This is a genomic window from Stakelama pacifica (assembly GCF_004361835.1).
Taxonomy (GTDB): domain Bacteria; phylum Pseudomonadota; class Alphaproteobacteria; order Sphingomonadales; family Sphingomonadaceae; genus Sphingomonas; species Sphingomonas pacifica.
In genome coordinates this window covers 65134-90925 of record NZ_SNWD01000011.1, presented here as the reverse complement: position 1 = coordinate 90925, position 25792 = coordinate 65134, and the positions used below count along the sequence as shown (strand labels likewise).

Here is a 25792-nt window from a genome sequence, read left to right as displayed (position 1 = left end):
CGCGCGGATTGCTTATTGTTCCGGACGGTCCTTCACCGTGCGGTCGAAGAAATTGAAGATCGTCGTCCATACATGGATGTTGCTTCCCGCCGTATGCGTCTTGCCGGGATAGAACATCATTTCGAACGGCACATCCGCTGCCTGCATCCTGGCAGCGAGCAGAGTCGAATTTTCGAACACCACATTGTCATCGGCCATGCCGTGGATCAGCAGCAGCGGGTCCGAAATCTTCGTCGCATCCTCGACCGCGTCCGCCTTGGCATAATTTTGCGGGTCCTTGTTCGGATCGCCCATATAGCGTTCGGTATAATGGGTATCGTAAAATTCCCATTTGGTCACCGGCGCACCCGACACGCCCGCCGCGTACAGCCCCGGATCGGCCTCCAGCATCTTGAGCGTCATATAGCCGCCATAGGACCAGCCATAGGTTCCGATGCGGTCAGGATCGATGAAATCGAGGGTTTTGAGATAGTCGGCGCCCGCTTTCTGATCCGCCACCTCGGCGCTGCCCATCGCGTGCCAGATCGCATCTTCGAACGCAGTGCCGCGATTGGCCGAGCCGCGATTGTCGATCTGGAAGAACACATAGCCCTTATCGACAATATATTGCTCCATCGGCCCGCCCCATGCGCGGCTGACCGTCTGTGAATGCGGGCCGCCATAATGCTGGAACCAGACCGGATATTTCTTGCCCGGCTCGAGCTTCGGCGTGATCATCTCCCAGTGGAGCACCTGACCGCCCGGCCCTGTGATCGTGCCGAATTTGGTTTCACGATGGCTGGGCAGATAGGGGTGATAGGGATGATCGGGGTCTTTCACGTCATTCCGGCTGATCCATTCGATCCGCTTTCCGGTCGCATCGGCGAGATAGACCTGGGTCGGCTGATCGCGGTTCGAGCGGCTGATGATCGCGCGGCTGGCGTCGCCGTCCATCGAGGCACTGTTCCACCAGCCGGTTTCGGTTAGCCGGGTAATATCGGACGGGTCGGACAGGTTGAGCGCATAGAGATGCCGTTCGAGCACCCCGTCCTTATTGGCGAGGAAATAGATCCGCCCATTTTTCTCATCCACCCCGGCGAGCCCGGCAACGTCCCAGTCGCCATGGGTGAGCTGAGTCCATTTGCCGTCGCTGAACCGATACAGATGGCCATGGCCTGAGCGTTCGGACCACCAGATCAGGCTGCCGTCGCGCATGAAGTGATAGGTGTTGGAAAGGTTGATCCAGCTTTTGTCCGCCGCCTTTTCGCTGAACATCACGGTCGAGCGGCCGGTCGCCGGATCGACCTTCAGCATGTCGAGCTGCGTCTGCGCGCGGTTCTCGCGCTGAACGTAGAGCGTCTTCCCGTCGGGAGCCCAGTCGACGCGCGCCAGATAAATATCGCGGTCGCTACCCAGATCGACCTTCACCTTGTCGCTGCCATCGGGGTTCATCACCCATAGCGAAACATCGACATTGGGCGTGCCAGCGGCGGGATAGCGCTGGTCATAGACTTTCGTCCCCTCCGCCCCGATCGCTGCACGCGCAACCACGCCGACCGGCGCTTCATCGAAACGCTCGACCGCGATACGCGCATCGGTCGGCGACCACCAATAGCCGGTCGAACGGTCCATTTCCTCCTGCGCGACGAACTCCGCCTCGCCCCAATGCACCGTCCCCTTACCGTCGGACGTGATCTGCCGCGCCTCGCCGCCCTTCAGCGGCTGCACCCACAGATTCTGGTCGCTGACATAGCTGACATAGCCGCCCTTCGCGCTGATGACGGGGTTCAGCTCGCCCGTCTCGCTTTCGGTCAGGCGACGGACCGACCCGTCGAGCTTTGCGAGATAGAGATCGCCGTCGAGCGGTACGAGGATCGATTTGCCGTCGGGCGCCCAGTCATAGGCGACAATGCCTTTAAGGTCAGTGATGCGCGCGCGCTCGCGCTGCATCTTTTCGGCTTCGGTGAGTTCGGCGCCGGTGCCGAGCTTTTTCGAATCGACCAGCATGCGCCATTTGCCGGTCGTGGTATCCATCGCCCAAAGATCGTAGCGCTCGCGATCGTCGGTGCGGTTGCGCAGAACGGTCAGCAGCTTGCCGTCGGGCGAGAGCTTCACTCCGCGCGGGACCTGACCGGAAAGGTTCGGGCTGGCGAACAGGCGTTCGAGGTTGAGGTCAGGCGGGCTGTTCCCGGGAGTCTGCGCTGAGGCCGCTCCTCCCGTCATTGCCGCAATCGCCGCCAGTCCTGCCAGGCCGGTCTTCATTCCACTCGCTCCTACCTATGTACCTGCATGTCCGTATCGCGGGCCCGGTGGCCAAGGTAAAGGGCGCATTGCCGCCGCACCATGCAGCGCGTAACGATGGGGCCATGGATCATCCCGGTACCGACTCCCTTCCCTCCACCTTGCTGCCCGACCCCGATACGGGACTGATATTCGCCCGGATTCTGGATGGAAACGGCGGTAGCCGGGCGATCGACTGGGATGCGGCCGCGCGCTGGTGCCCGACCGGCGGAGAGACGCTCTGGATGCATCTCGACCGGACGGTGGAGAGCGTCGATGACTGGCTGCGCGACGAAATCGGCATTTCAGAAGCGACCGTGGAAGCGCTGGTATCGAACCAGACCCGCCCGCGCGCCTTTCGCGAGGCGGATTCGCTGATCGCGGTGCTGCGCGGCATCAATTTCAATCCGGGCGCCGAACCTGAGGACATGATAACGCTGCAAATCTGGGCGCGCGCCGACCGGGTGATTACGCTTCGCCGCCGTATTCTTCAGGCACCGCGCGACATTCTCGACCAGCTCGAACGCGGCGCCGGGCCGCGCAGCGCGGGCGATCTGGTTACCGAGATCGTCGAACAGCTGGTGGCGAAGATGGGCGGTTCAATCGTCGATATGAACGAGCGGATCGACGAGTTGGAAGAGGAAGAAGACGATACCGAGGTCGAGGATGTGCTCGACGTCATCGCCACGATCCGGCGCAACTGCCTTGGCCTGAAGCGTCATATGTCGCCGCAGCACGAAGCGCTGATGCAGATCGCGCGCGATCCGCCCGAATGGATGAGCGCAGCGAACAGCCGCGACATTCGCGAGACGATCGATCAGCTCAAACGCTATCTCGAAGATATCGACGTTTCGAAGGAAAGCGTGCTGGTGTTGCAGGACGATATCAACAACCGCGCCGCCAACCGGTCGAACCACACCATGTACATGCTGTCGATCGTCGCCGCGATCTTTCTGCCGCTCAGTTTTGTTACCGGACTGCTCGGCATCAATGTCGGGGGCGTTCCGGGCGTGAACGATCCGCAAGCTTTCTGGAAGACGATGTTTTTGCTGGGCGGAGTCCTTGCCGTACAGCTGCTGATCTTTCGCCGCTTGCGCTGGCTGTAACATACCGCATCTACGATTGCATTTTTCGCAATTGTGGATTCGGGAACAATCCTGCCTGTAAACGGTTCCCGGCTCCATACCGGGAGGTATGATTGGGTAATTGCGCGCCGCCCCGGCGTGCCAGTAAAAACAAAAAGGATGCCATGAAAACCAGTTCCAAGCTCGCGCTCGCCGCTGCCACGGCGATGTCCTCGCTGTGCGCCTTCGCCGGATCGGCCAATGCTCAGGCGTTTTATCTTCAGGAACAATCGGCGCGCGCGGCAGGACGCGCATTCTCGGGTGAAGGTGCCGACACCGGCTCTTCCTCGCTATGGTGGAACCCGGCATCGATCGCCGGAATTGACGGCATTCAGGCGAATGTCAGCGCCAGCCTGATCCTGCCCGACGGCGAGATTCGTAACAACGGTACGGCGATCGTTCGCCCTGGTCAGGCGGCAGCCCCGGTGGGCGGCTATCCGGTTGCCACCAACCCGATCGAATCGGGTGCGCTGCCTTCGGGATCAGTCGCGGTGCCGATCGGCGACCGGCTGGCGGTCGGGCTGACCTTTGCGTCGCCCTACAGCTTCACCACCGATTACGATTCGGGCGCATGGGTCCGTTACAGCGCGGATCGCACGCGGCTGCGCACCTATGACATTCAGCCCTCGATCGCCTTTGCGGTGACGCCATGGCTGCGTATCGGCGGTGCCGCGAATATCGAATATGCCGAAGCGACGCTGACCAATGCGCTGCCCAATCTTTCGCCGGCTCTGCCCGATGGCCTGCAATCGCTGAGCGGCGACGGCTGGGATGTGGGCTGGAGCGCGGGCGCACAGGCCGATGCCGGGCCGGTCACGGTGGGCCTCAGCTACAAATCGAAGATCGAGCATGATCTGAAGGGCGAATTGAACGTCTCCGGCCTGCTCGGCCCGCTGGCGGCGCAGAATCGCAGCCTGTCCGATGTTCATGCGACCTATTCGACGCCCTGGCAGGCGATCGGCAGCGTTCGCTATGCAGCGACGAACAATCTGACGCTGAACGCGCAGGTCATCCGCTATGGCTGGAGCGAGTTCGACGCGATCCGGCTCGGCGATCCGGTGAACACTGCGATCCCTGAAGATTACAAGAATAGCTGGAGCTATGCTGGCGGCTTCGACCTCAAGGTCGATCCGAAGCTGACGCTTCGCGCAGGCGTGCAATATGCTGAAACGCCGATCCGCAACGATTATCGCGATGCGCGCGTGCCGGATTCGGATCGCTGGAATTTCGCAACCGGCGCCAGCGTTCAGGTATCCAAAGCGTTCGCGGTCGACGTCGCGGCCAATTATATCCGCTTCAAGGATGCGCCGATCACCAAACCGGCAGGTGCATATGTCGGCACGCCTGCCCAGACCCTGGTGGGCATGAACGGCGAGCTGAACGACGCAAGCGCAGTCGTACTGTCGCTGGGCGGCCGGTTGAGCTTCTGATCGCGTATGGCGGTGCGGAGCAGGGGCTCGCCTCTGCTCCGCACCCACCACGAAACCACATAAAGAAAAAGGCCCGCCGGAACCGATCCGGCGGGCCTTTTCGTGTCGCCTGAAGGGGCGCTGCCTTACTTGGCAGCGCTGTCCTTTGCGGGGCGCGGATCGCGGCGCTCGGCGATGCGAGCGGCCTTACCGGTGCGGCCACGCAGATAATAGAGCTTGGCACGACGAACGACGCCCTTGCGGACGACTTCGATCGAATCGACGCTGGGCGAATAAAGCGGGAAAACGCGCTCAACGCCTTCGCCGAACGAAATCTTGCGGACGGTGAAGCTGCTGCCCATGCCGCGATTGGTGCGCGCGATGCACACGCCTTCGAAATTCTGAACGCGGCTACGGTCGCCTTCAACGATGTTCACGCCGACGCGCAGCGTGTCACCCGCGCGGAAATCGGGGATCGACTTCGCCTCTTTGAACTTGGCGATCTGTTCAGCTTCGATGGTCTCGATGAGGTTCATCTCATTCTTCCTTCGTCTGTTGCCGCGCACCAGAGGGAGGCTGAACCCGAGCGCCACTGTAGCGCTCCCAAAGGTCCGGCCTCCTTAGCCGTGTATCATCCTCCGCCCGTGCTTTACGCCAGGCGGCGATCTTCGCATGATCCCCCGATCGCAGCACTTCGGGGATCGCGCGCCCTTCCCACAATTGCGGTCGGGTATATTGCGGATATTCGAGCAGCCCCGTTTCGAAGCTCTCGTCCATACCGCTCGAAGCCGCGCCCATTACGCCGGGAAGCAGCCGAATGCAAGCGTCAAGCGTCACCAGCGCTGCGATTTCGCCGCCCGACAGGATGTAATCGCCGATCGATACCGGTTCGATATCGCGTGCTTCGAAAATCCGCTCGTCAAAGCCTTCGAACCGGCCACACAATATCGCAACGCCCGGCCCCCCGGCGATTTCGCGAACCCGCTGCTGGCTGAGCGGACGTCCGCGCGGCGTCATGGCAAGGACGGGCACGCCCGGAGCGACGCTATCGACAGCTGCTGCCAATATATCAGGGCGCAGCACCATGCCGGCTCCGCCGCCTGCGGGCGTATCATCGACGCTGCGATGTTTATCCGTCGCGAAGTCGCGCATCTGCACGGCGTTCAGCGACCATTTCCCCTCGGCCAGCGCGCGCCCGGCAAGCGATACGCCCAGCGGTCCGGGAAACATTTCGGGGTATAGCGTAAGAATGGTCGCAGCGAAGGTCATGCGCGCGTCTGTTCCTGCCCTAAGCCGATATGGCAAGCAAAAGCTGGTTCTCCGTTCTTTTCGCAGATCACCATGCGACCGCTTTGTTGCAGGTGCGTTGTGCGATCAGAATTCACAGGAAAGGCACCCGCCATGCATGTCGAACCCCGGCTTCCGCTGCTCACCCCCGATCAGCTGACCGACAAGCAAAAGCCGCTTTATGAGGATATGAAACAGGGCATCGCGTCCGATTTCAATGCGTTCATGACGATGGACGACAATGGCGCGCTGTTGGGACCGTGGAACCCCTGGCTGCACGATCCCGAAATCGGCGGCGCGATCTGGAACCTGACCAAGGTGATGACGGCGCAGGCAAAGCTCGACGATCATGTCCGGCAGGTCGTCATTCTGGTCGTCGGCGCACATTTCGATGCCGCGTATGAGCTGTACGCGCATGTTGCGGTGGCGGAGAAAGACGGCATGTCCGATGCGCGGCTCGCCAGCCTGTGTTCGGGGATCAAGCCCGCCGACCTGAGCGAGGACGAGAGCATCGGCTATGACGTCGCCTATGCGCTCGTAAACGGCGGCACCCTGCCCCGCCCGGCATGGGACCTCGCCGTGAAGCATTTCGGCCTGCACGGCGCGACCGAGCTGGTCTATCTGGTCGGCCTCTATTGCATGGTATCGACGACGCTGAACGGCTTTGCGGTGCAGGTGCCGGAACCCGACGAGACCTGACCGTATGAGCGACTGCATCATCATCGGCGCGGGTCCCGCCGGCCTTACCGCCGCCATCTATCTCGCCCGGTTCCATCTTTCGATCCGACTGTTCGATTGCGGGAGCAGCCGCGCCGCGCTGATCCCGCGAACGCATAACCATGCGGGATTTCCGGGCGGGATTGCGGGGACCGAGCTGCTGGCGCGGATGCGGCGACAGGCGGCGGATTTCGGAGCGGAGCGGATCGAGGGCGAGGTCGGGCGGATCGTGCCGCTGGAAGATGGCGATTTTACCGTCCATGTCGCTGCCGAGGAATATCGCGCGCGCAGCGTGTTGCTGGCCACCGGCGTGGTCAATCACCGCCCCCCAATGCCCGATGCATTGCATGACGAAGCGCTGCGCCGGGGTCTGCTGCGCTATTGTCCGGTCTGCGACGGCTATGAAGTCACTGACAAGCGCGTCGGGGTCGTCGGAACCGGCGATCATGGCATGCGCGAGGCGCTGTTCGTGCGCGGCTTTACCGGCGATGTCACGCTGATTGCGCCCGCAGGCGATCATACCCTGTCCGACGCATGTATTGCCGAGCTCGATTCGGCCGGGATTGCACGGATCGCCGGGCCGTGCAGCGGATGGAGAATCGAGGGCGAGCGCATTGTACTCGACACCGCAGCGGGCAGGATGACGTTCGACAGCATCTATCCGGCGCTGGGTTCGACGATCCGTTCGCAACTGGCGGTCGCGGCGGGCGCGCGTGCTTCCGAGCAAGGATGTCTGGAGGTCGATTCGCATCAACGCACCTCGATCCCCGGCCTGTATGCGGCGGGCGATGTGGTCCTCGGCCTCGACCAGATCAGCCATGCCATGGGCGAAGCAGGCGTTGCAGCAACGACGATCCGCAACGATCTGAGCCTGCGCCGCCCCCTTCGTCGCACGGCGGTGACGGAGGCGATATAAGCGGTATAGAGGCGTGATGATCTTAGCCTCCCGACGCCTCGCCCTCGCCGCCGCGCTTTGCCTGCCGGCCCTGTCCTCACCTGCTGTTGCTCAGCAGCGGGCGCCGGACGCGCTCGCCGACATTGCCCGATGGGCCGGTGCGCGAGCGCAGCAGTCGCTGGACGATCCTGCGCTTTCCCGCCCGCTCGACCGGGACGAAGCGGTTCGCGCCGTCGCGCTGCTGAGCGCTGCCCGGATGCGGGCGATCACCGCTGACATGGCGACGGCAATGGCGGCGAAGCAGATCGTGCGCGGCGACAAGGTGATGCAATGGCAGAGCAAGCGCTTCGGCAATGCAGCGCCGGGCCATCGCAGCCTGTGGATTTCGATGCATGGCGGCGGCAATGCAGAACCGGCGGTCAATGACCAGCAATGGCGCAACCAGATCGGCCTCTATCAGCCGGCGGAGGGCATCTATCTCGCCCCGCGCGCGCCCACCGATACGTGGAATCTGTGGCATGAGGGGCATATCGACCCGATGTTTCAGCAGCTGATCGACATGCAGGTCGCGATGAACGGCGTCGATCCGAACCGGGTCTATCTGATGGGCTATTCGGCGGGCGGCGACGGCGTGTGGCAGCTTGCCCCGCGCATGGCGGATCGCTTTGCCGCCGCAGCGATGATGGCGGGGCATCCCAATGACGCATCGCTGCTCGGCCTGCGCAACCTTCCGTTCGCGATCTTTATGGGCGGCGCGGATTCTGCCTATGACCGCAACAAAATCGCTGCTGAGAAAACAGCGGAGCTTGACCGGCTGCACGCTGCCGATCCCGGCGGCTATGTCCATATGTCGCGTATCTATCCGGGACTGCCGCACTGGATGGATCATAAGGATGCAGAGGCTTTGCCATGGATGGCTGGCTTCACGCGCAATGCATGGCCTAAGCGGATCGTGTGGGTGCAGGACGATGTGACGCATGACCGGTTTTACTGGCTGGAAATTCCCGATGCTGCTTCGGCACAGCAAGGCGACCGGATCGATGCATCGGTCGACGGCCAAACGATCGCGCTGTCGGGCGCGGTGCCAAGGGGCATGACGCTTCGCCTGTCGGACCGGCTGATCGACCTCGATCGTCCGGTTCGCGTCATCGTGAACGACAAACCGGTCTTTTCGGGCAAGGTCTCCCGGACAGGCCGCGCGATTCAGCAGTCGCTGCTTGAACGAATGGACCCGCAATCCGCCGCGACTGCGATGTTGACGCTCGATTAAGGCGAACCGGCAATAATATCAGGGCGCAGCGAGCCGAACCTGTAGCGCCATCGTCACTGCGAGCCGCGACATGGCGCAGCGCTACAGATTAGCGCACATATTCACTGGAGCGCTGCGATCCTCGCGATGACGATCCGGTGAACGAGTCACGCTCGCCGCAAGGTGATATAAGAGATTGACCGTGGATGCCGGAACATGTCCGGCATGACGAGATAAGTCGTCAGCCCTCGGCGAAGGCGGCGGAGACGATCAGGCGGTCTTCGTTCCAGTCGGGGACCGCTTCATCGCGCATCGGCACCATGAAGCGCTTGCCGTTCGGGCGTTCGATTTCGATCACATCGCCCGCGCCGAAATCCTCGATCGCGACGACGGTGCCGATCGACATGCCGTCTTCGTCGATCACCGGAAGTCCGAGCAGATCGACATGATAATATTCGCCCTCCTCCAGCGGAGGCAGAGCGGAACGCGGGACCGTTAATTCAGTGCCGCGCAGTTTTTCGGCAGCGCTGCGATCCGCCACTTCGGCGAAGCGAGCGATCATGCCGTTGGTCCCGTCACGCAGTTTTTTCAGCGTGAGCGTTCCGTTGTTGAAGGATTTGTGCGCGCCAAGATCTTCGGCAAAGACCTTCAGGCGAACCTCACCCGCCACGCCGTGCGCGCCGATAGCGACGGCCAGCGTGACCGGGCGGTCCTGCCGCTTTGAAGCGGCGGGGGGAGGATTGGTTTCTGACGACATGTCTCACGTCCTCCCCTGCCCCCGTCCACATTCATGCGCCCGGGGTGCCGGAAAGCAATCAGCCTTCGGTCGATTCCTCGGCGGCGGCTTCTTCAGCAGCCGGTTCCTCGGCGGGAGCGGCCTTCGCCTCGGCAGCAGCCTCTTCAGCCGCCTTCGCCTTTTCGGCGCGCTCTTCAGCGCGTTCCTTGGCCTTTTCGCCCGGCTCTGCCTTGTTCGGGTTGTTGCGGGCAGCGCGTTCCTTCACGCCCGCAGCGTCGAGGAAGCGAGCGACGCGATCGGTCGGCTGCGCACCGACGCTCAGCCAGTGCTTGGCGCGATCGGTGTCGATTTCGACGCGCTTCTCGTCATCCTTGGCGAGGAGCGGGTTATAGGTACCGATCTTCTCGATGAAGCGGCCGTCGCGCGGGCTGCGCACATCGGCGATCACGATCCGGTAATAGGGACGCTTCTTCGATCCGCCCCGCGACAAACGCATGCTGAGTGCCATTTTCTAACGTCTTCCTTCTTCTTCAATTCCTCACCCCGGCAACCGGCCGGGGATCGTCCGTCTTTCCAAAGCCGATCCGGGTCGGAGCGGCGGCTATTTATTCTTTTTGAGCATGTCCTCAAAACCGGGGGGAAGCTGCGGCATATCGCCCTTCCCATTGGGCAGGCCGGGAATGCCTTCCATGCCGCGCATCGCATCGCCAAGCTGCTGACCGCCAAGCGCATTGCCCAGACCGCCCATGCCGCCGCCGGCACCCGCCTTGCCCAGCATCGCCATCATGCCCTTGATACCGCCCATCTTTTTGATCTTCTTCATGGCGGTCTGCATCTCCTGATGCATTTTCAGCAGGCGATTGACGTCCTGAACCGTGGTGCCCGATCCCTTCGCCACGCGAATCTTGCGCTTGGCGTTGAGCAAAGCGGGCTTTTCGCGCTCGGTCGGGGTCATCGACGTGATCATCGCGTCCATGCGAAGGAGCAGCCGCTCATCGACCGCGCCCGACGCCATTGCTGCCTGCGCCTTTTTCAGGCCGGGCATCATCCCCGCAATCCCGCCGATCCCGCCCATACGGCGCATCTGCTGAAGCTGCGCGCGCAGGTCGTTCATGTCGAACTTGCCCTTGGCAAGGCGGCTCGCCATGCGCTCGGCATCTTCCTGCTCGATCGTCGCAGCGGCCTTTTCGACCAGGCTGACGACATCGCCCATGCCCAGGATTCGGCCCGCGACGCGCTTGGGGTGGAAGGCCTCCAGCGCGTCGAGCTTTTCGCCCATACCGGCGAATTTGATCGGCTTGCCCGTGACCGAGCGCATCGAAAGCGCAGCACCGCCGCGCGCATCGCCGTCCATCCTGGTCAGGATCACGCCGGTCAGCGGCACCTGCTCGGAGAAGCTGGTCGCGACATTTACCGCGTCCTGACCGGTGAGCGAATCGACGACGAGCAGGATTTCAGCCGGCTTGGCGATATCCGCGACTGCCTTCATCTCGTCCATCAGCGCCTGATCGACGTGCAAACGGCCTGCGGTGTCGAGCAGCAGGACGTCATGCCCCTGCAGCTTCGCCGATTGCAGCGCGCGGCGCGCAATATCGACCGGCTGCTGCCCCTGCACGATCGGCAGGGTCGCGACCTCAGCCTGCTGGCCCAGAACCGCAAGCTGTTCCTGCGCCGCCGGACGATTAACGTCGAGCGAGGCCATCATGACCTTTTTACGCTCCGTGCCCGACAGCCGCTTTGCGAGCTTCGCCGTGGTGGTCGTCTTGCCCGACCCCTGAAGTCCGACCAGCATGATGACGGCGGGCGGCGAAACGTTGATTTCCAGCTCGGCCGTGTCCGGCCCCAGCATGGCGATCAGCTCGTCATTGACGATCTTCACGACCTGCTGACCCGGCGTTACCGAGCGCAGCACATCCTGACCGATCGCCTTTTCAGTGACGTCGTCGACGAATTTGCGCGCAACCGGAAGCGCCACATCGGCTTCGAGCAGCGCGACGCGCACTTCGCGCATAGCGGTGCGGACATCGGCCTCAGTCAGCGCGCCACGCCCGCGCAGCCGGTCGAATACGCCGCCTAACCTGTCGCTAAGACTATCGAACATGCTCACTCCCATCACGGCCGTATCCGGTGAAACGCAAAACACGCCGGCGGACGAAACCTCGTCGGCCGGCGTACCCCATGGGGCCGCAATCGCATCTCGCTCCGGTGGAACGGTGACAGCCGCTTAGCGCAAGTCGCGGCAACAGGCAAGCATTACCGCGGGTTAACGAATCCTAAATCTCTTTACCCGATAACTACCTATCACCTCTGAAAGACCCGCGATGACGCAGGATGTTGATAACGCGACGCCGTCCGCGCCCGGACCGGGCGAGTATGACCTGCTTAACGGCAGCATCAGTATCGGCGCGATTCTGTTGCTGGTCTTTACGGGGAGCACGCTGTTACTGGCCATGCTCGATTATTATTTCGAGGGCAGCATATCCGCAGCGATCGTTGCGGTAATCGCATGTATCGCCAATATCGCAGTCATCGCCTGGATGTGGCGGCGGCATCGCACGCGTTCGGCGGCCGGCGCTGCGCACGAAGCGCGGACGAGCGGACCTGCGCCCCGCGATGCGCTCACCGGCCTTCTCAACCGGGACAGCCTGATCGAGCAGGGCGCCGCGCTGATCGCCGACGCCGGGCGAAAGCATCATCTGACATTGCTGCTGATGTTTGACCTCGACCATTTCAAGACGGTCAACGACATGCACGGCCATGCGGTGGGCGATGCGCTGCTGAAACTCGCCGCGATCGAGATCGCAGAAATCGTACCCGCGGGCTCCCTGACCGCGCGGGTCGGCGGCGATCGATTCGCGTGCGCTTTTGCGGTCGACGCTGCGCATATCGATCTGGTCGAACGAATCGCCGAGCGGCTGATCGCCAGCATGGCGCGCCCTTTCGAGATTGCGGATGCGCATTGCGAGATTTCCTGTTCGCTGGGCATCGCCCGCTCGGACGAATCGGGAAGCGATATCACGGCGCTGATCCGATCGGCCGAGATTGCCACGCGCGCCGCAAAGCGCGGCGGCGGCAATCAGGTCGCGTGGTTCCGGTCCGGCATGGAGCAGGAACTGACGATTCGAAGCGAACTGGAAAGCGGAATCCGTGCCGCCATTCCGCGCGGCGAGATCGTCCCCTATTTCGAGCCGCAGGTAAATCTGCGCGACCGCAAGCTCACCGGCTTTGAAGTGCTGGCGCGCTGGGAACATCCTGCCCGCGGGCTTGTCACGCCCGACCAGTTCATCAAAATCGCCGAGGAAAGCGGACTGATCGGCGAATTGTCGCTCAGCCTCATGCGTCAGGCCTTTACCGCTGCCCGCGACTGGAGCGGCGACCTGACCCTGTCGGTCAATATCTCGCCCTGGCAGCTGCGCGATGCATGGTTCGCGCAAAAAATCATCCGACTGCTCACCGAAACCGGCTTTCCGGCGCAGCGGCTGGAGATCGAGATTACCGAGAGCGCGCTGTTCGACAATCTTGCGCTGGCGCAGTCGACGCTCAACAGCCTGAAGCATCAGGGGGTCGGGATCGTACTGGACGATTTCGGAACCGGATTTTCCAGCCTCGCGCATCTGCGTGCGCTGCCGTTCGACCGGATCAAGATCGATCGCAGCTTTGTCGCGTCGATGAACGATCACCCCGACAGCGCTGCGCTGGTCAATGCGATTGCGCGGATGGGCGACAGCCTGAACCTTCCGGTCATTGCCGAGGGCGTGGAGAATGAGGTGCTGGAAAACCGGCTGCGCGCCATCGGAATCGCCCGGGCGCAGGGCTGGGTCTATGGCAAGCCGTTATCGATTGCCGGTGCGCGGCGCATGCTGGCCGAACGGCGCATGCTGGCACCGGAGGGCCATCAGATCGACACCGGCCCCGCGCTTGTCTTCAGCGCTACCATCCAGCGTCTGGTCGGCTGAGATAGTCGCGCTCTTCGGGCGTGGATTCGCGCCCGAGCGCGGCATTTCGGCCGGGGAAGCGACCGAAGCGCTGAATCACGTCGCGATGCGCGCGTGCAAAGGCGATGACTTCTTCATCGCCAAGCGATTCGAACATCCGCACGCTCTCCGCCTGCACCCCGGCATCTTCGGCGTGCATCAGCGGCATATAGAGAAATTGCCGCTGCCGGGGCGTCATTGCATTGTCCCAGCCCCGGCCGATCGCATGGCGGGCAAGTTCGAGCGCGAGCGAATCGGCGGCAAAGGCGGCTGACTGACCGCGATAGATGTTGCGCGAAAACTGATCGAGCACGATGATCGCGGCGAGGATGCTGTCGGGCCAATCGCGCCATGCCACCGCGCCGGAGGAAAGCAGCGCCGCGCGCAGCTGCGAAAAGCGCGCCGCGATCCGCGCATCGAGTTCGGCATCCTTCGTGAAATGCTGTTCATCCGAAAGCTCGTTGAACCAGAAATCCAGAACCGTACGCGCCGCCGCGTGGACTTCGTCCGCCGCCATCCCTAGATCGTGGCCCATGATTTCGTGCATTCAACCTCCTGGCCGGTAATGGCCGACATTATCAGCCTAGGCTGCAGATTGAACATCGCCGAAAGCGAAACGATCCGCGCGATGCTCGGCAATCGCGATACGGTGGTCGTGAACAGCTGCGCCGTCACCAACGAGGCGGTACGCCGCACGCGTCAGGCGATCCGCCGCGCCCGGCGCGACCGTCCCGATAGCGAGATCGTCGTCACCGGCTGTGCTGCGCAGATCGACGCCGATTCGTTCGCGACCATGCCCGAGGTGAACCGGGTGATCGGCAATGCCGACAAGCTGCTCCCCGCTGCGTGGGCAAGCGAGGAAGCGGTGGTGGTGAGCGACATCATGCGAGTCGCCGAAACCGCGCCGCACCTCGCCGCCAGCTTTTCCGAACATGCCCGCGCCTTTGTCGAAGTGCAGAATGGCTGCGATCATCGCTGCACCTTTTGCGCGATTCCCTATGGCCGGGGAAATAGCCGCTCGGTCCCGGCGGGAAGCGTGATCGAGCGGATTGCGGGGCTGGTCGATGCCGGGCATCGCGAAGTCGTGCTGACCGGCGTCGATCTTACCAGCTATGGCCCCGACCTGCCGGGGACGCCGACTTTGGGGCAGCTGGTCGAGCGTATCCTGCGCCATGTGCCAAAGCTGGAGCGGCTGCGCCTGTCTTCGCTCGATTCGATCGAGATTGACGACCGGCTGTTCAGCCTGATTACCGGTGAGGCGCGCATTCTGCCGCATGTGCATCTCTCGCTTCAGGCGGGCGATGACATGATCCTCAAGCGCATGAAGCGCCGCCATTCGCGCGCTGAGGCAGTGCGGATCGTCGAGCGGCTGAAGGCAGCGCGCCCTGACATTGCCATCGGCGCCGATCTGATCGCCGGATTCCCGACCGAGACCGAAGACATGGCAGCGAATACACGAGCGCTGATCGCCGATTGCGACATCGTCCATGCGCATATCTTCCCCTTTTCCCCGCGCGAGGGCACGCCCGCCGCGCGGATGCCGCAACTCGACCGGGCGCTGATCAAGAATCGCGCGGCGCGGCTGCGCGAGGTAGCGGCGGCGCATCGCGATGCCTGGCTCAACAGCCAGATCGGCAGCCGCCGGCGCATCCTGATCGAACGACCCGGCGAGCGTGGCCATGCCGGCAATTTCGCCGAGATACGCCTGCCCCAACCAGAAAGAATCGGAGACATTGTGGAGGTAACCATCACCGACGCGAAGGACGGGATGCTGATCGGAACGCGGGCATGAGCAACGGCAGCTGGCATGACCGCTTGCTGAGCGGTTTCAAGCGCACATCGGACCGGCTGACCGGCAATCTGGTCGGTTTGTCGGCGGCGCGGCTCGACGAAGAGACGCTCGACGAGATCGAGGAAGCGCTGATCGCGTCGGATCTTGGGCCGGAAATGGCGGGGCGCGTGCGCAAGCGGCTCGCCGCGGGGCAATATGAGCGCAATATGGAAGAGCTGGGCATCCGGCTCGTCGTTGCCGAAGAGGTCGAAAAGACGCTTGCTCAGGTCGCGAAACCACTCGAAATCGAAGCATTTCCCCGGCCGCAGGTGATTCTGGTCATCGGGGTCAACGGATCGGGCAAGACGACGACCATCGCCAAACTCGCGCATCTGTTCCAGGAACAGGATTATGCCGTGATGGTCGCGGCGGGCGACACGTTCCGCGCCGCCGCGATCGGCCAGCTAAAGACCTGGGCCGAGCGAATCGGCGTTCCGATCGTTGCCGGGCCGGAGGGCGGCGATGCGGCGGGGATCGTCTATGACGCAGTCAAAAAGGCGACCGAGATCGGCACCGATGTGCTGATCGTCGATACTGCCGGGCGGTTGCAGAACAAGCGCGAGCTGATGGACGAACTCGCCAAGATCCGGCGCGTTCTGGGCCGCCTCAACCCGGAAGCTCCGCACGATGTCGTGCTGGTGCTTGATGCGACGACGGGGCAGAATGCGCTCAGCCAGATCGAAGTGTTCAAAGAGGTGGCGGGCGTCACCGGCCTTGTCATGACGAAGCTCGACGGCACCGCGCGCGGCGGCGTGCTGGTCAATGCGGCGGAGAAATACGGCCTTCCCATCCATGCGATCGGCGTGGGCGAACAGGTCGACGACCTGCGCCCGTTCGATGCCAATGAAGTCGCGCGGATCATCGCCGGGGTCGAGGAGCTGAACCGATGAACGCACCCGCCAGAAACAATTCGCCCGCGCTGCGCATGGCGGTGGATTTCGGGCCGCTCGCGGTCTTCTTCCTCGTCAACACGCTGATGGGCGGGCCGCAGCTTGCGCGCGTCATGACGGCGACGGCAGCGTTCATGGTGTCGATCGTCGTGGCGATGCTGGTGTCACGATGGAAGACCGGCACGATCTCCCCGATGCTGTGGATGTCGGGCGTGCTGGTGCTCGTGTTCGGCAGCCTGACGCTCTATTTCCACGACGAGACCTTCATCAAGGTGAAGCCGACCATCGTCTATGCGATGTTTGCGGCGATCCTCGGCTTCGGGCTCGCGACCGGGCGTCCGCTGCTGCAACAGATGCTGGAAACCGCCTATCCGGGTTTGAACGAAACCGGATGGCGCAAGCTGACGATCAACTGGACTATCTTCTTTGTCTTCATGGCGGTGCTGAACGAACTCGTCTGGCGCAATACGAGCTGGAGCTTCTGGGTCGGGTTCAAGCTATGGGGCGCGGTGCCGCTGACGCTGATCTTCGCCGCCGCGAACATCCCGATGCTGTTGAAGCACGGCCTTTCGGTGGACAAGAAAGACGATCCGCCGCTCCCGCCCGAGGGGTGACACGCCGGGGGAGCGAGGGTGAACCGCTGACCGGATCGTCATCGCGAGGAGCATAGCGACGAAGCGGTCCAGCGATGCGGGGATGTAGCCTGTGGATCGCCGCGCCCCTGCGGGGCTCGCAAGAACCATCTTGCGTCGGGTCAGGCGCTTCTCGATTTCGCTCGAAGCGAACGGAGGGTGCGGTGCGACCGGTAAAGGCCCACTGCGACGCAAAAAAGGGCGCCGGAAGCACCGGCGCCCTTCTGGTATCAGCGATATAGAGCCGGATCAGCCCTGATCGGCGCGCGATACGCCTTCGCCGTCGATATTCTGCGCAACGAAATCCCAGTTGATGATCTTCGTCACATTGTCGAGATAATCGGGCCGCGCATTGCGGTAATCGATATAATAAGCATGCTCCCACACATCGATGGTCAGCAGCGGCTTCATGCCTTCATAGGCGACCGGCGTATCGGCATCGTGCAGCGACGTTACTTTCAGCTTGCCGCCGTCGAGCACCAGCCAGCCCCAGCCGCTGGCGAAATGGCCCGAGGATTCCTCGACCAGCTTCTTCACCAGATCGTCGGCCGAGCCGAACTCTTCCTTGATCATATCGGCGAGCTTGCCGCCGGGGGCTGCCGAATTGGGCGTCAGGCACTGCCAGAAAAAGCTGTGGTTCCAGATCTGCGCCGAATTGTTGAACAGGCCCTGATTGCCCTTCGCCTTGGCCTGCCTGATCACTTCGGAAAGCTTCGCGCCTTCAAGGCCGTTGTCGGCAAGCGCGTCGTTGGTCTTCTTCACATAGGCGGCGTGGTGCTTGCCATGGTGAAAATCCAGCGTTTCTGCCGACATATGCGGGGCGAGTGCGTCCTTGGCATAAGGCAGTTCGGGTAGTTCAAAGGCCATGTGGCTCCTCCGTTTTCGCAAAAATTCGTGGGCTCGTCTGCCCAACGCATGAGACAGGCCAAGTTCCTCACATTTTTTCATTCATGACGCAAAAGAAACGATTTTATCGCGCTGATCGATTTTATCGTTGATCGAGCAATTCGTGGCGCTTCAGGGCGTGGCGAAGCTGATCGTAGCTAAGGCCCAACGCCTCCGCCGTCGCGCGCTGGTTGAAGCGATTCTCCTCCAGCGCATTGGCGAGGATCGTACGTTCGAACTGCGCCACCCGACTCTTGAAATCGCGCGCCTGCGGTTCGAATGATTTCAGCGCCGCTTCGGACGGCGGGGGCGGGGGAGGCGCAGGCCGTGCGCTCTCAGCCGAACTGGTCGGCATGGGCGTCGGGCGATAGGGCGATTCGAAGGGATCGATCTCGATCCGGTCGACCGGCCCTTCCCGCTCCCAGCGATAGACGGCACGCTCGACCACATTGCGCAGCTCGCGGACATTGCCGGGCCAGCGATGATTGCACAGCGCGTCGGTCGCTTCCGGTCCGAAGCCCGGCCAGTCGGGCCAGCCGATCTCCGCCGCCATGCGCCGCGCGAAATAATCGGCGAGGATCATGATATCCTCTTTACGCGCGCGCAGCGGCGGCAAAGTGACGACTTCGAACGACAACCGGTCGAGCAGATCGGCGCGAAACGTACCGCGCTCCACCCGGTCGGGAAGATGCTCGTTCGTCGCCGCGACGATGCGCACATCGGTACGGATCGGGCGCGACGCGCCGATGCGGGTAACCTCGCCATATTCGACCGCGCGCAGCAGCCGCTCCTGCGCTCCCATCGACAGCGTGCCGAGTTCGTCGAGGAACAGCGTGCCGCCGTCCGCTTCCTCGAACCGCCCTGCCCGCGCTTTGGTCGCACCGGTAAAGGCGCCCGCTTCATGCCCGAACAGCTCGGCCTCGATCAGCGTTTCGGGAAGCGCGGCGCAGTTCATGACGACGAGAGGCTGGTCCCAGCGCGGACTGAGGCGGTGGAGACGCTCGGCGACCAGCTCCTTGCCCGTGCCGCGCTCGCCGATCACCAGCACCGGACGGTCGAGCGCAGCCGCGCGACTGGCGCGTTCGAGCACGTCCAGAAACGCCGAAGACTGCCCGATGACCTGTACCGCTCGTTCCATGGCGAGCATCTGGCGTAATTTCCCAACTATTGGCAAGCGCTAACATGCCAATCGTGCAAAGTCGCCAGGGCAAAAATCCATAACATATTGTTTTACAATCGTTTTTATAAACTGGCACGCCTCCTGCAATGCATCAGACATCACCGCAACAGGGTGGTGAACATTCCGATGGTTCAGGGAGGACCGGACAATGAATAGCATGATTGCAAAAGCAGCTCGCTCCGCTTCCAGCCTGGCGCTGGCAGGCATTCTCGGCACCGCGCTCGTTGCCGGTGCAGTATCGCCGGCATCGGCGGGCATCGTGAAGCAGGATAATTGGGAGACGGCGGTATCCCATCGCCTCAGCAACAATATCCGTCCGATGACGTCGATTGTCGGTCAGCCGTTCATGCAGAGCGCAGCGATCGTCGCAGCGCATTTCGACGCCGATGGTAATTTCATCGGTGCAACTCTGGAAAAGAGCGCGGGCAACAAGGTGCTCGATCGCGAAGCGGTTCGTGCTGTGAAAGCGGTGAAATATCCCGCCCTTCCGGCCAGGATGGCAGGAAAGCCGGTGACGGTCCCGATGGAAGTGCTGTTTTCCAACACGCTGCGCAAACAGGACCGCATCAAGCTGCGCGCCACCTCGTACGAGATCGCGCAGAAATATAACAGCGACACGATGGTCGCCAGCGCTGCGACCAAATGATCGCGACCGACCTTGCCGGGGCGTGATTGGACTATCGCACCCCGGCAGGATGGTTCAAATATTAGTGACGATATGAAGGAGTAGAATTGCCATGGGTATCTTTTCACGAACCCGGGACATCATCGCCGCCAATGTCACCGACTTGCTGGACAAGGCGGAAGACCCGGCGAAGATGATCCGCATGATCATCCTCGAAATGGAGGAAACGCTGGTCGAGGTTCGTGCGTCAGCCGCGCGGACGATCGCTGATCAGAAGGAAATGCGCCGCCATATCTCGAAGCTGGAAAAGCTTCAGGAAAGCTGGACCGAAAAGGCCGAGCTGGCGCTTTCGAAGGATCGCGAGGATCTGGCCAAGGCAGCGTTGATCGAGCGTCAGAAAGCGGCCGACATGGTCGAGCAGCTGAATGAAGAAATCACCGTGCTCGACGATGCACTGAAAAGCTCGGAAGCGGATATCGCAAAGCTTCAGGCGAAGCTGCGTGAGGCACGCACCCGCCAGAATTCGATCGTCACCCGTCTGGAGTCGGCGAACAACCGTACCCGGATGCGCGAAATGTATGCCGGTTCGAAGATGCAGGACGCGTTTTCGAAGTTCGACATGATGGAAGCGCGCGTCGACATGGCCGAAGGTCGTGCAGAGGCAGCCGGTATGGGCCATCAGAAGTCGCTGGAAGAGGAAATCGCTGAACTGCGCTCCTCCGAAAAGGTCGAGGCCGAACTCGAAGCGCTGAAGCGCCGCGTGGGCAAGCAGGAGGGCTGATCCGATGGAGGACGTCTTCATGCCCATCGTCATCGTCGGGATGCTCTTTATCGGACTCCCCTGGGTGGTGATGCACTATGTGACCAAGTGGAAGCAGGCGGCGACCATTACCGGCGAGGATGAAAAGCTGCTCGACGAGCTGCATTTCACCGCCCGCCGGCTGGAAGAACGCCTTCAGACGATCGAACGCATCGTCGCAGCCGACAACCCCGATTTCCGCCCGCAGGTGCCGAGCAGCACCGATCCTCGCGAAATCGATTTTTCCCGGAGGAATTAATCATGTCCGCAAGCCGCACCAAATTCTATCTCGACAAACAAAATGGCCAATGGTCGGGCGTATGCGCAGGCATCGCCGATTATACCGGGGTCGAAGTCATCTGGGTCCGCGTCGCTGCGGTGATCCTGACGCTGGCCGGGGGCTTTCCCTGGACGCTGATCGCCTATTTCGTCGTCGCCTGGGTGGGTGAGAAAAAGCCCGTCGGCCTGTATGAGAGCGCCGAGGACGCCAAATTCTGGCAGGGCGTGCGCACCAATCCGACGCGATCGACCGCCGAGGTCCGCTCCAAATTCCGCGACATCGACCGCCGGCTTGCCGACATGGAGATGTTCTACACCAGCCGCAACACGCGCCTTGCCGATGAGATCGACAGCCTGCGCTGACATCGCCATTCGAAGGATCGAATCATGCCCCCCGGACAAACTTTCGTTCTGATGATTATCGGCATGGCGATGATCGCCGGCATCGTACGCCAGATCATCCGCGCCAAATATAATTATCATCCCGACAGCAAACGCGCGGCGCGGCGCGGTGCCGGGCAAAACCATCACGCCGACGAACTGGCCGTGACCCGCAAGATCGAATTGCTGTCGAGCGAAAATGACCGGCTGAACGGCCAGATCGCCCGACTGGAAGAGCGTCTTCGCGTCGTCGAACGGATCGTCACTGACCCTGCCGACCGCACCTCGCGCGAAATCGACGCGCTGCGCGACGCCGCCCATTAAGGAGACCGATCATGATTAGCCCGATCCTCGTGCCCTTGTTCGGAATTTCGATCCCGCTCGTCGCCCTGATCGCCAAACTGATCATCCAGCCCTGGCTGGAACATAAGCAAAAGGCGATGGAGCTTGAATCGCGAATGATCGCCGAAAAGTCCGCCCAATATGCAGCGCAGACCGAGCGGCTGGAACAGCGGGTTCGGGTGCTGGAGCGGATCGTGACCGATCGCGGCATGGATATCGCCGACGAGATCGAAAAGCTGCGCGACACGCCGCTGAACTAAGCAACAAGAACAGAAAAGCAGGGAGTTTCCGTCATGAACCCGTTTGAAATGGTGGTCGCCATCATCGTCATCGTGACCATCGGCAAGATCGTTCAGGCAAAGATACGGACACAGGCGAGCGAAGCGCCCCTGCGCGCCGCCGATAGCGAAGAGGCCCGCCATATGCAGGCCGAAATCCGCAGTCTTCGCGAACGCATCGCGGTGCTCGAACGGGTCATCACGGACAATCACAGCAGCGTCAGCCTGGAGCGCGAGATCGAGCGCCTGCGCGACGAAGGCCACCGCTGAACGCCAAATCAAGGGGACAGGATATGACCAACGATCCCAATATCTACCTGATCATGGCGGCGACCGGCCTTACCGGGCTCGCCATGATGATCACCGCAGCGCTGGTCGGCTGGAAGAGCTGGATCGCGCTCAAACAACAGGAATTATCGATTGCGCACGGCCCCGAAGCCGACGCCCCGCCCGCCTCCACCGGCGCGCGGATCGAGATCGCCGACCTGAAAGAACGCATCCGCAAGCTGGAAGCGATCGCAGCCGGGGTCGATCTGTAACGAAATTCTCAGCTTCGTCCGGCCTGACGGACGATTTGCCGCCGCCGGTGCGTCTCACTCCCGCATCGGCGGCGGTTTCATTGTGGCGCAGCCGCGCTATATCGCGGCGATGCAAAGCATCGATGACCTTCGCGACGAATATGAATTTCTCGAACCCGATGACCGCTATCGGTTGCTGATCGATCTTGGTCGGGAGCTGGAGCCGATGCCCGATGCGCTGAAGACCGATGCAACGCTGGTGCGCGGCTGTTCGGCGTCGGTATGGGTCTATCCGACCGCGAAAGAGGACGGCACGCTGCATTTCCTCGCCGACAGCAATGCAGCGATCACCAAGGGGATTATCGCCCTCGTCCTGCTAACCGTGCAGGACCGTCCGGCGAAGGAAGTGGCAAAGGCGGATATCGAGGGCGCGCTGGCGCCGTTCGACCTCAAAAACCAGCTCAGTTCGAACCGCACCCAGGGCATTCCCAATATGATCGCGCTGATCCGCGAAACCGCGGCACGCTATACCGGTTGACCGGAACCAAGCATCGCGTCGGGCGCTGATCGCCGGACAGCCGGGAGTGCCGACCATCGAACGCAGCGAGACACGCACCGGCACATCGCCATGGCGTAACTGGAAATATATATCGATCGGCCTCATCGCCTTTGTTGCAGCGATCGTGATCGGGCTGGCTGCTTTCCCATGGGGCGCGCTCGGCGGCACGATCCAAAAACGCCTGTCGCAATCGCTGGGCCGCGAGGTGACGATCGGATCGGTCGAGCGGGTTGATCATTTCTCGCTGCATCCGGTTATCGAGCTTCGCAATGTCACGATTCCTCAGCCCGAATGGGTCAAGAACACAGCGCCGATGCTGCATGTGGGGCGGATACGCATCGGCTTTGCAGCGCTGCCCGTTCTGCTGGGCAGGCAGCGGCTGGAACGCATTGAGGTCGCGGATGCGCGGGCGCTGCTGATCCGCACCAGGAACGAGCGAACCAACTGGAGCGGGCCGAAGGACAAGGGCGGAGGCGATGGCGGCGGACCGTCACTCGGCACGTTGCGCCAGTTCAGCCTGGCCGATGTGGCAATCGATTATCGCGATGCATTGCAAAACCGGCGCTTCAAGGTCCGGCTGAGCGGCAGCGCGCAGCAAGGGCTACGTATCAACGGCACCGGCGAGGTGCGTGGTAGCCCGGTGCGGATCAATGCGAGCGGCGCGCCTTTTGACCGGCTGACGAATAAGGGCCGCTGGCCGTTCGCGCTGCATATCGAGGGCAAGACCGTCAGCTTCGACATGACCGGGACCATGGCAAGGCCGCTCGATGGCGACGATCTGGAAGCCGAAGTGAAAGCGCGCGGCGCGGGGCTGGGCGATGTCGATGCGCTGATCGAAGCGGGGCTTCCCGACACGCAGCCGGTCAGGATGGCGGCGACGCTGCAGCGGCGCGGGTCGACCTGGCGGATCGAGGGGCTGGCCGGGACGGTCGGCCGCTCCGATTTCTCGGGCGAGGCGGTGATCGAGAAGCAGAATGGTCACACCCATATCGACGGACGGCTTAGCGCGAAGCGGTTCGACTTCGCCGATCTCGCCTCGGATGCGGGCAAGGCAAAGGCGGATGCGAAGACCGCGCGTATCGGCGAGCACGTCGTGCCCGATACCGCGATCGATCTTTCCAATCTCGGCGATACCGACGGGGTGCTCCGCCTTCATGCCGACCGGTTGTTATGGCCTGGATCGGAGCCGTTTCGCGGGCTGGACGGCACGCTGACGCTGAAAGACAAAACGCTCAGCGTCGATCCGCTGCGCTTCGCCATGCCGCACGGCACGCTGTCGGGACAGGCGAAGATCGTGCAGCAGGATGCAGGGCCGCGCCTGCATCTGCGGCTCGAGTTGCAGGGCGGCCGGCTATCCGATCTGTTTCCCGGTGCCGGGATCGACGCGCCGACACGCGGCAGGCTGGACCTGACCGGCACGGGAAAGACGCTGCGCGCGGCGATCGGAACCGCCGACGGGCGGCTGACGCTGGTGGCGCTGGACGGGACGCTTCCCGACAAGACCGCGCTGCTGCTGGGGCAGGATGTCGGCGGCGGCCTGTTCGCGGGCAAGAAGAAACAGGCACAGCTGCGCTGCCTGATCGCGCCTTTCACCTTTACCGACGGCACCGCCAAGACCGGCGACGTACGGATCGACACCAGCCGGGCGGTGACTCGCGCGCGCGGCACGATTCGCTTTCCCTCCGAACAGCTTAATCTCGCGCTTTACGGTGTGGCCAAACAGGATTCGACGCTACGGCTCGACGGCGCGGTGCCGGTAAAGGGCACGATAAAGTCGCCTGATATTTCCGTGCCCGAAAGCGGTGATTCGGTCGGCGATATTCTGGGTCAGATCGGCAAGAAACTGTTCGGGAAACGCGAAGAGAAAGCGGGTGATCTCAATTGCGGGGGCGAAATCGCCAAGGCGATGGATTTCTAAATCCTATCGCGGCGGATCGAATCTGAACCTGTGCAACCATCGTCATTGCGAGCCCCGCCGGGGCCGGCAATCCAGAGCCGGGGGCGCATCGCCGGACCGCTTCGTCGCTGCGCGCCTCGCGATGACGATCGGCTCAGTCAATCACGCGTAATATGACAGGATATTACCCGCCCGGCGCCAGCCCAAGCGATTGCGCCACCTCATCCAGATCGGCACCCGGCGCCACGAGCAGCCATTGGTCCATCCGCGCGGCATTGACGACGGTCACCGCATTTTTCGGACACACGCCAAGGCATTTGGTCTCGACAATGCCGACGGCCCCTTTCCGCCCCTTTTTGACGCCGAGATGTTTGCGCAGCGCCTTGGACAGCGTCTGCTTCCCTTCAGGACCGAAGCCGCCTTTCAGCTTTTTCTGGCATTTGGCGCACACCATCGCGGCATTCGCCCAGTTGGCGTTTATGCGGGTCTTCAATCGGGCTTCCACTGGCGGCGTTCCTCCGCCGATTTCAGCACGTCATAAGCAGCCTGAATAGCGTGGAAGCGCTTGGCTGCCTCCGCATCATCCGGGCGTTTGTCGGGATGGTTTGCCTTGGCCAGCCGTCGCCAGGATGCACGGACGCTCTCAAAATTGGCATCTGATTCAAGCTCCAGCACTTCAAGCGCGCGCATCTCGTCGCGCGAACGCGTGCCGTCACCGGGGCCGGCCCAGCCATAATGCGCCGAATCGGCATAACCCGCCGCTTCGCGCCGCTCATTCGCCTCGCGCTGCTTGGCCTCTTCCTCGTTCAGCCCTTCGAAGTAATTCCAGTTGCGATTATATTCCGCCGCGTGGCGTTCGCAGAAATACCAGCGTTCGGGGCTGTTGGGGGATTTCGGTGCCGGCCGGTCGCCCGGCGCTTCACAACCATGCCGGTCGCAAAGCTTTACGGTCGCCGCCTCGCGCTTGTCGCCATACGGGCGCCAGCGGGGAAAACCCCAGTCATAGGATCGGGAAGAACGTGCCATAGCTTACTGAAATAAGGATC

General features: G+C 62.4%; 30 protein-coding genes. 19 read left to right on the top strand and 11 right to left on the bottom strand.

Going from position 1 to position 25792, the window contains the following annotated elements; genetic code table 11:
• Window positions 1-12: 12 nt before the first annotated feature.
• Entirely contained in the window at window positions 13-2241 is a 2229-nt protein-coding gene (locus tag EV664_RS14520) for a S9 family peptidase (protein ID WP_133496443.1), read from the bottom strand.
• Window positions 2242-2288: 47 nt separating this feature from the next.
• On the opposite strand from EV664_RS14520, the gene EV664_RS14515 reads away from it, so the two are divergent.
• Window positions 2289-3365 carry a zinc transporter ZntB gene (locus EV664_RS14515; protein WP_229668288.1) on the top strand — a complete coding sequence of 359 codons (1077 nt, stop codon included), beginning with the start codon at window positions 2289-2291 and terminating at the stop codon, window positions 3363-3365.
• A 143-nt stretch (window positions 3366-3508) separates the two neighbouring features.
• Window positions 3509-4813, top strand: coding sequence for an OmpP1/FadL family transporter (locus tag EV664_RS14510; protein WP_133496442.1), 1305 nt, complete (start codon window positions 3509-3511; stop codon window positions 4811-4813).
• A gap of 125 nt (window positions 4814-4938) precedes the next feature.
• On the opposite strand, the gene rplS is transcribed toward EV664_RS14510, so the two are convergent.
• Both rplS and trmD read right to left on the bottom strand, forming a co-directional pair.
• A complete protein-coding gene (rplS, locus tag EV664_RS14505; protein ID WP_133496441.1) occupies window positions 4939-5328 on the bottom strand; it encodes a 50S ribosomal protein L19 in 390 nt (129 codons plus the stop codon).
• Between the two features lies 1 nt (window position 5329).
• Entirely contained in the window at window positions 5330-6061 is a 732-nt protein-coding gene (gene trmD / locus EV664_RS14500; protein ID WP_133496440.1) for a tRNA (guanosine(37)-N1)-methyltransferase TrmD, read from the bottom strand.
• A gap of 132 nt (window positions 6062-6193) precedes the next feature.
• Here trmD and EV664_RS14495 point away from each other — a divergent pair, with 132 nt between their 5' ends.
• The 3 genes from EV664_RS14495 to EV664_RS14485 are packed head-to-tail and all read left to right on the top strand — an operon-like array spanning window position 6194 to window position 8961.
• On the top strand, window positions 6194-6778 hold the full coding sequence (locus tag EV664_RS14495) for a carboxymuconolactone decarboxylase family protein (protein ID WP_133496439.1): 585 nt from the start codon (window positions 6194-6196) through the stop codon (window positions 6776-6778).
• Between the two features lie 4 nt (window positions 6779-6782).
• The gene (locus EV664_RS14490) at window positions 6783-7712 is read left to right on the top strand and encodes an NAD(P)/FAD-dependent oxidoreductase (protein ID WP_133496438.1); all 930 of its coding nucleotides are present in this window, start codon (window positions 6783-6785) and stop codon (window positions 7710-7712) included.
• A gap of 16 nt (window positions 7713-7728) precedes the next feature.
• Window positions 7729-8961: a dienelactone hydrolase family protein gene (locus EV664_RS14485; protein ID WP_133496437.1), complete on the top strand. Its 1233-nt coding sequence runs from the start codon at window positions 7729-7731 to the stop codon at window positions 8959-8961.
• Between the two features lie 220 nt (window positions 8962-9181).
• Here the strand turns inward: EV664_RS14485 and rimM are convergent, their stop codons facing one another.
• The 3 genes from rimM to ffh form a co-directional block, all read right to left on the bottom strand.
• The gene (gene rimM, locus EV664_RS14480) at window positions 9182-9697 is read right to left on the bottom strand and encodes a ribosome maturation factor RimM (protein ID WP_133496436.1); all 516 of its coding nucleotides are present in this window, start codon (window positions 9695-9697) and stop codon (window positions 9182-9184) included.
• 58 nt (window positions 9698-9755) lie between these two features.
• Entirely contained in the window at window positions 9756-10184 is a 429-nt protein-coding gene (gene rpsP / locus EV664_RS14475; protein WP_133496435.1) for a 30S ribosomal protein S16, read from the bottom strand.
• Between the two features lie 93 nt (window positions 10185-10277).
• Window positions 10278-11777 (bottom strand): signal recognition particle protein, encoded by a 1500-nt coding sequence (gene ffh, locus EV664_RS14470; RefSeq protein ID WP_133496434.1) that lies wholly within the window; start codon window positions 11775-11777, stop codon window positions 10278-10280.
• A gap of 220 nt (window positions 11778-11997) precedes the next feature.
• Between ffh and EV664_RS14465 the strand changes: the two genes are divergently transcribed.
• Window positions 11998-13632 carry a putative bifunctional diguanylate cyclase/phosphodiesterase gene (locus EV664_RS14465; protein WP_133496433.1) on the top strand — a complete coding sequence of 545 codons (1635 nt, stop codon included), beginning with the start codon at window positions 11998-12000 and terminating at the stop codon, window positions 13630-13632.
• Here the strand turns inward: EV664_RS14465 and EV664_RS14460 are convergent.
• Entirely contained in the window at window positions 13607-14197 is a 591-nt protein-coding gene (locus EV664_RS14460) for a DUF924 family protein (protein WP_229668287.1), read from the bottom strand. The genes EV664_RS14465 and EV664_RS14460 overlap by 26 nt on opposite strands.
• A gap of 18 nt (window positions 14198-14215) precedes the next feature.
• Between EV664_RS14460 and mtaB the strand changes: the two genes are divergently transcribed.
• From mtaB to EV664_RS14445, 3 genes are read left to right on the top strand one after another with little or no spacing between them, the layout of a single operon-like run.
• The gene (gene mtaB / locus EV664_RS14455) at window positions 14216-15442 is read left to right on the top strand and encodes a tRNA (N(6)-L-threonylcarbamoyladenosine(37)-C(2))-methylthiotransferase MtaB (RefSeq protein WP_133496432.1); all 1227 of its coding nucleotides are present in this window, start codon (window positions 14216-14218) and stop codon (window positions 15440-15442) included.
• Entirely contained in the window at window positions 15439-16371 is a 933-nt protein-coding gene (ftsY, locus tag EV664_RS14450; RefSeq protein WP_133496431.1) for a signal recognition particle-docking protein FtsY, read from the top strand. Before mtaB ends, ftsY begins: the two co-directional genes overlap by 4 nt.
• Window positions 16368-16985: a septation protein A gene (locus EV664_RS14445; protein ID WP_133496430.1), complete on the top strand. Its 618-nt coding sequence runs from the start codon at window positions 16368-16370 to the stop codon at window positions 16983-16985. Before ftsY ends, EV664_RS14445 begins: the two co-directional genes overlap by 4 nt.
• A 267-nt stretch (window positions 16986-17252) precedes the next feature.
• On the opposite strand, the gene EV664_RS14440 is transcribed toward EV664_RS14445, so the two are convergent.
• Window positions 17253-17870: a superoxide dismutase gene (locus EV664_RS14440; protein ID WP_133496429.1), complete on the bottom strand. Its 618-nt coding sequence runs from the start codon at window positions 17868-17870 to the stop codon at window positions 17253-17255.
• A 121-nt stretch (window positions 17871-17991) separates the two neighbouring features.
• A complete protein-coding gene (pspF, locus tag EV664_RS14435; RefSeq protein WP_133496428.1) occupies window positions 17992-19026 on the bottom strand; it encodes a phage shock protein operon transcriptional activator in 1035 nt (344 codons plus the stop codon).
• Between the two features lie 190 nt (window positions 19027-19216).
• On the opposite strand from pspF, the gene EV664_RS14430 reads away from it, so the two are divergent.
• The 10 genes from EV664_RS14430 to EV664_RS14385 all read left to right on the top strand — a co-directional run bounded on the left by EV664_RS14430 (window position 19217) and on the right by EV664_RS14385 (window position 24767).
• Window positions 19217-19714 carry an energy transducer TonB gene (locus EV664_RS14430; protein WP_133496427.1) on the top strand — a complete coding sequence of 166 codons (498 nt, stop codon included), beginning with the start codon at window positions 19217-19219 and terminating at the stop codon, window positions 19712-19714.
• Window positions 19715-19805: 91 nt separating this feature from the next.
• Window positions 19806-20474, top strand: coding sequence for a phage shock protein PspA (gene pspA, locus EV664_RS14425; RefSeq protein WP_133496426.1), 669 nt, complete (start codon window positions 19806-19808; stop codon window positions 20472-20474).
• Window positions 20475-20478: 4 nt separating this feature from the next.
• Entirely contained in the window at window positions 20479-20751 is a 273-nt protein-coding gene (pspB, locus tag EV664_RS14420) for an envelope stress response membrane protein PspB (RefSeq protein WP_133496425.1), read from the top strand.
• A gap of 2 nt (window positions 20752-20753) precedes the next feature.
• A complete protein-coding gene (gene pspC, locus EV664_RS14415) occupies window positions 20754-21134 on the top strand; it encodes an envelope stress response membrane protein PspC (protein ID WP_133496424.1) in 381 nt (126 codons plus the stop codon).
• Window positions 21135-21158: 24 nt separating this feature from the next.
• The gene (locus tag EV664_RS14410; RefSeq protein ID WP_229668286.1) at window positions 21159-21476 is read left to right on the top strand and encodes a hypothetical protein; all 318 of its coding nucleotides are present in this window, start codon (window positions 21159-21161) and stop codon (window positions 21474-21476) included.
• An 11-nt stretch (window positions 21477-21487) separates the two neighbouring features.
• The gene (locus EV664_RS14405; RefSeq protein WP_133496422.1) at window positions 21488-21754 is read left to right on the top strand and encodes a hypothetical protein; all 267 of its coding nucleotides are present in this window, start codon (window positions 21488-21490) and stop codon (window positions 21752-21754) included.
• 33 nt (window positions 21755-21787) lie between these two features.
• Window positions 21788-22042 carry a hypothetical protein gene (locus EV664_RS14400; protein ID WP_133496421.1) on the top strand — a complete coding sequence of 85 codons (255 nt, stop codon included), beginning with the start codon at window positions 21788-21790 and terminating at the stop codon, window positions 22040-22042.
• 23 nt (window positions 22043-22065) lie between these two features.
• The gene (locus tag EV664_RS14395; protein WP_133496420.1) at window positions 22066-22311 is read left to right on the top strand and encodes a hypothetical protein; all 246 of its coding nucleotides are present in this window, start codon (window positions 22066-22068) and stop codon (window positions 22309-22311) included.
• A gap of 109 nt (window positions 22312-22420) precedes the next feature.
• Window positions 22421-22828, top strand: a complete 408-nt coding sequence (locus EV664_RS14390; RefSeq protein WP_133496485.1) for a SufE family protein — start codon at window positions 22421-22423, stop codon at window positions 22826-22828.
• A 46-nt stretch (window positions 22829-22874) separates the two neighbouring features.
• The gene (locus tag EV664_RS14385) at window positions 22875-24767 is read left to right on the top strand and encodes an AsmA family protein (RefSeq protein ID WP_133496419.1); all 1893 of its coding nucleotides are present in this window, start codon (window positions 22875-22877) and stop codon (window positions 24765-24767) included.
• 163 nt (window positions 24768-24930) lie between these two features.
• On the opposite strand, the gene EV664_RS14380 is transcribed toward EV664_RS14385, so the two are convergent.
• Together EV664_RS14380 and EV664_RS14375 are read right to left on the bottom strand one after the other, a co-directional pair.
• A complete protein-coding gene (locus EV664_RS14380; RefSeq protein WP_373287523.1) occupies window positions 24931-25200 on the bottom strand; it encodes a (2Fe-2S) ferredoxin domain-containing protein in 270 nt (89 codons plus the stop codon).
• Between the two features lie 35 nt (window positions 25201-25235).
• On the bottom strand, window positions 25236-25772 hold the full coding sequence (locus EV664_RS14375) for a J domain-containing protein (protein ID WP_133496417.1): 537 nt from the start codon (window positions 25770-25772) through the stop codon (window positions 25236-25238).
• Window positions 25773-25792 lie beyond the last annotated feature (20 nt).

Coding starts and splice junctions, on each gene's coding strand:
- EV664_RS14490 (WP_133496438.1), top strand. CDS start 6,783: ATGAGCGACTGCATCATCATCGGCGCGGGTCCCGCCGGCCTTACCGCC.
- EV664_RS14485 (WP_133496437.1), top strand. CDS start 7,729: ATGATCTTAGCCTCCCGACGCCTCGCCCTCGCCGCCGCGCTTTGCCTG.
- trmD (WP_133496440.1), bottom strand. CDS start 6,061: ATGACCTTCGCTGCGACCATTCTTACGCTATACCCCGAAATGTTTCCC.
- EV664_RS14520 (WP_133496443.1), bottom strand. CDS start 2,241: ATGAAGACCGGCCTGGCAGGACTGGCGGCGATTGCGGCAATGACGGGA.
- pspF (WP_133496428.1), bottom strand. CDS start 19,026: ATGGAACGAGCGGTACAGGTCATCGGGCAGTCTTCGGCGTTTCTGGAC.
- EV664_RS14390 (WP_133496485.1), top strand. CDS start 22,421: ATGCAAAGCATCGATGACCTTCGCGACGAATATGAATTTCTCGAACCC.
- EV664_RS14375 (WP_133496417.1), bottom strand. CDS start 25,772: ATGGCACGTTCTTCCCGATCCTATGACTGGGGTTTTCCCCGCTGGCGC.
- EV664_RS14445 (WP_133496430.1), top strand. CDS start 16,368: ATGAACGCACCCGCCAGAAACAATTCGCCCGCGCTGCGCATGGCGGTG.
- rplS (WP_133496441.1), bottom strand. CDS start 5,328: ATGAACCTCATCGAGACCATCGAAGCTGAACAGATCGCCAAGTTCAAA.
- EV664_RS14380 (WP_373287523.1), bottom strand. CDS start 25,200: ATGGTGTGCGCCAAATGCCAGAAAAAGCTGAAAGGCGGCTTCGGTCCT.
- EV664_RS14440 (WP_133496429.1), bottom strand. CDS start 17,870: ATGGCCTTTGAACTACCCGAACTGCCTTATGCCAAGGACGCACTCGCC.
- EV664_RS14430 (WP_133496427.1), top strand. CDS start 19,217: ATGAATAGCATGATTGCAAAAGCAGCTCGCTCCGCTTCCAGCCTGGCG.
- mtaB (WP_133496432.1), top strand. CDS start 14,216: ATGGCCGACATTATCAGCCTAGGCTGCAGATTGAACATCGCCGAAAGC.
- EV664_RS14410 (WP_229668286.1), top strand. CDS start 21,159: ATGCCCCCCGGACAAACTTTCGTTCTGATGATTATCGGCATGGCGATG.
- EV664_RS14465 (WP_133496433.1), top strand. CDS start 11,998: ATGACGCAGGATGTTGATAACGCGACGCCGTCCGCGCCCGGACCGGGC.
- pspC (WP_133496424.1), top strand. CDS start 20,754: ATGTCCGCAAGCCGCACCAAATTCTATCTCGACAAACAAAATGGCCAA.
- EV664_RS14495 (WP_133496439.1), top strand. CDS start 6,194: ATGCATGTCGAACCCCGGCTTCCGCTGCTCACCCCCGATCAGCTGACC.
- EV664_RS14400 (WP_133496421.1), top strand. CDS start 21,788: ATGAACCCGTTTGAAATGGTGGTCGCCATCATCGTCATCGTGACCATC.
- ffh (WP_133496434.1), bottom strand. CDS start 11,777: ATGTTCGATAGTCTTAGCGACAGGTTAGGCGGCGTATTCGACCGGCTG.
- EV664_RS14510 (WP_133496442.1), top strand. CDS start 3,509: ATGAAAACCAGTTCCAAGCTCGCGCTCGCCGCTGCCACGGCGATGTCC.
- pspA (WP_133496426.1), top strand. CDS start 19,806: ATGGGTATCTTTTCACGAACCCGGGACATCATCGCCGCCAATGTCACC.
- ftsY (WP_133496431.1), top strand. CDS start 15,439: ATGAGCAACGGCAGCTGGCATGACCGCTTGCTGAGCGGTTTCAAGCGC.
- rimM (WP_133496436.1), bottom strand. CDS start 9,697: ATGTCGTCAGAAACCAATCCTCCCCCCGCCGCTTCAAAGCGGCAGGAC.
- EV664_RS14405 (WP_133496422.1), top strand. CDS start 21,488: ATGATTAGCCCGATCCTCGTGCCCTTGTTCGGAATTTCGATCCCGCTC.
- EV664_RS14460 (WP_229668287.1), bottom strand. CDS start 14,197: ATGCACGAAATCATGGGCCACGATCTAGGGATGGCGGCGGACGAAGTC.
- pspB (WP_133496425.1), top strand. CDS start 20,479: ATGGAGGACGTCTTCATGCCCATCGTCATCGTCGGGATGCTCTTTATC.
- rpsP (WP_133496435.1), bottom strand. CDS start 10,184: ATGGCACTCAGCATGCGTTTGTCGCGGGGCGGATCGAAGAAGCGTCCC.
- EV664_RS14395 (WP_133496420.1), top strand. CDS start 22,066: ATGACCAACGATCCCAATATCTACCTGATCATGGCGGCGACCGGCCTT.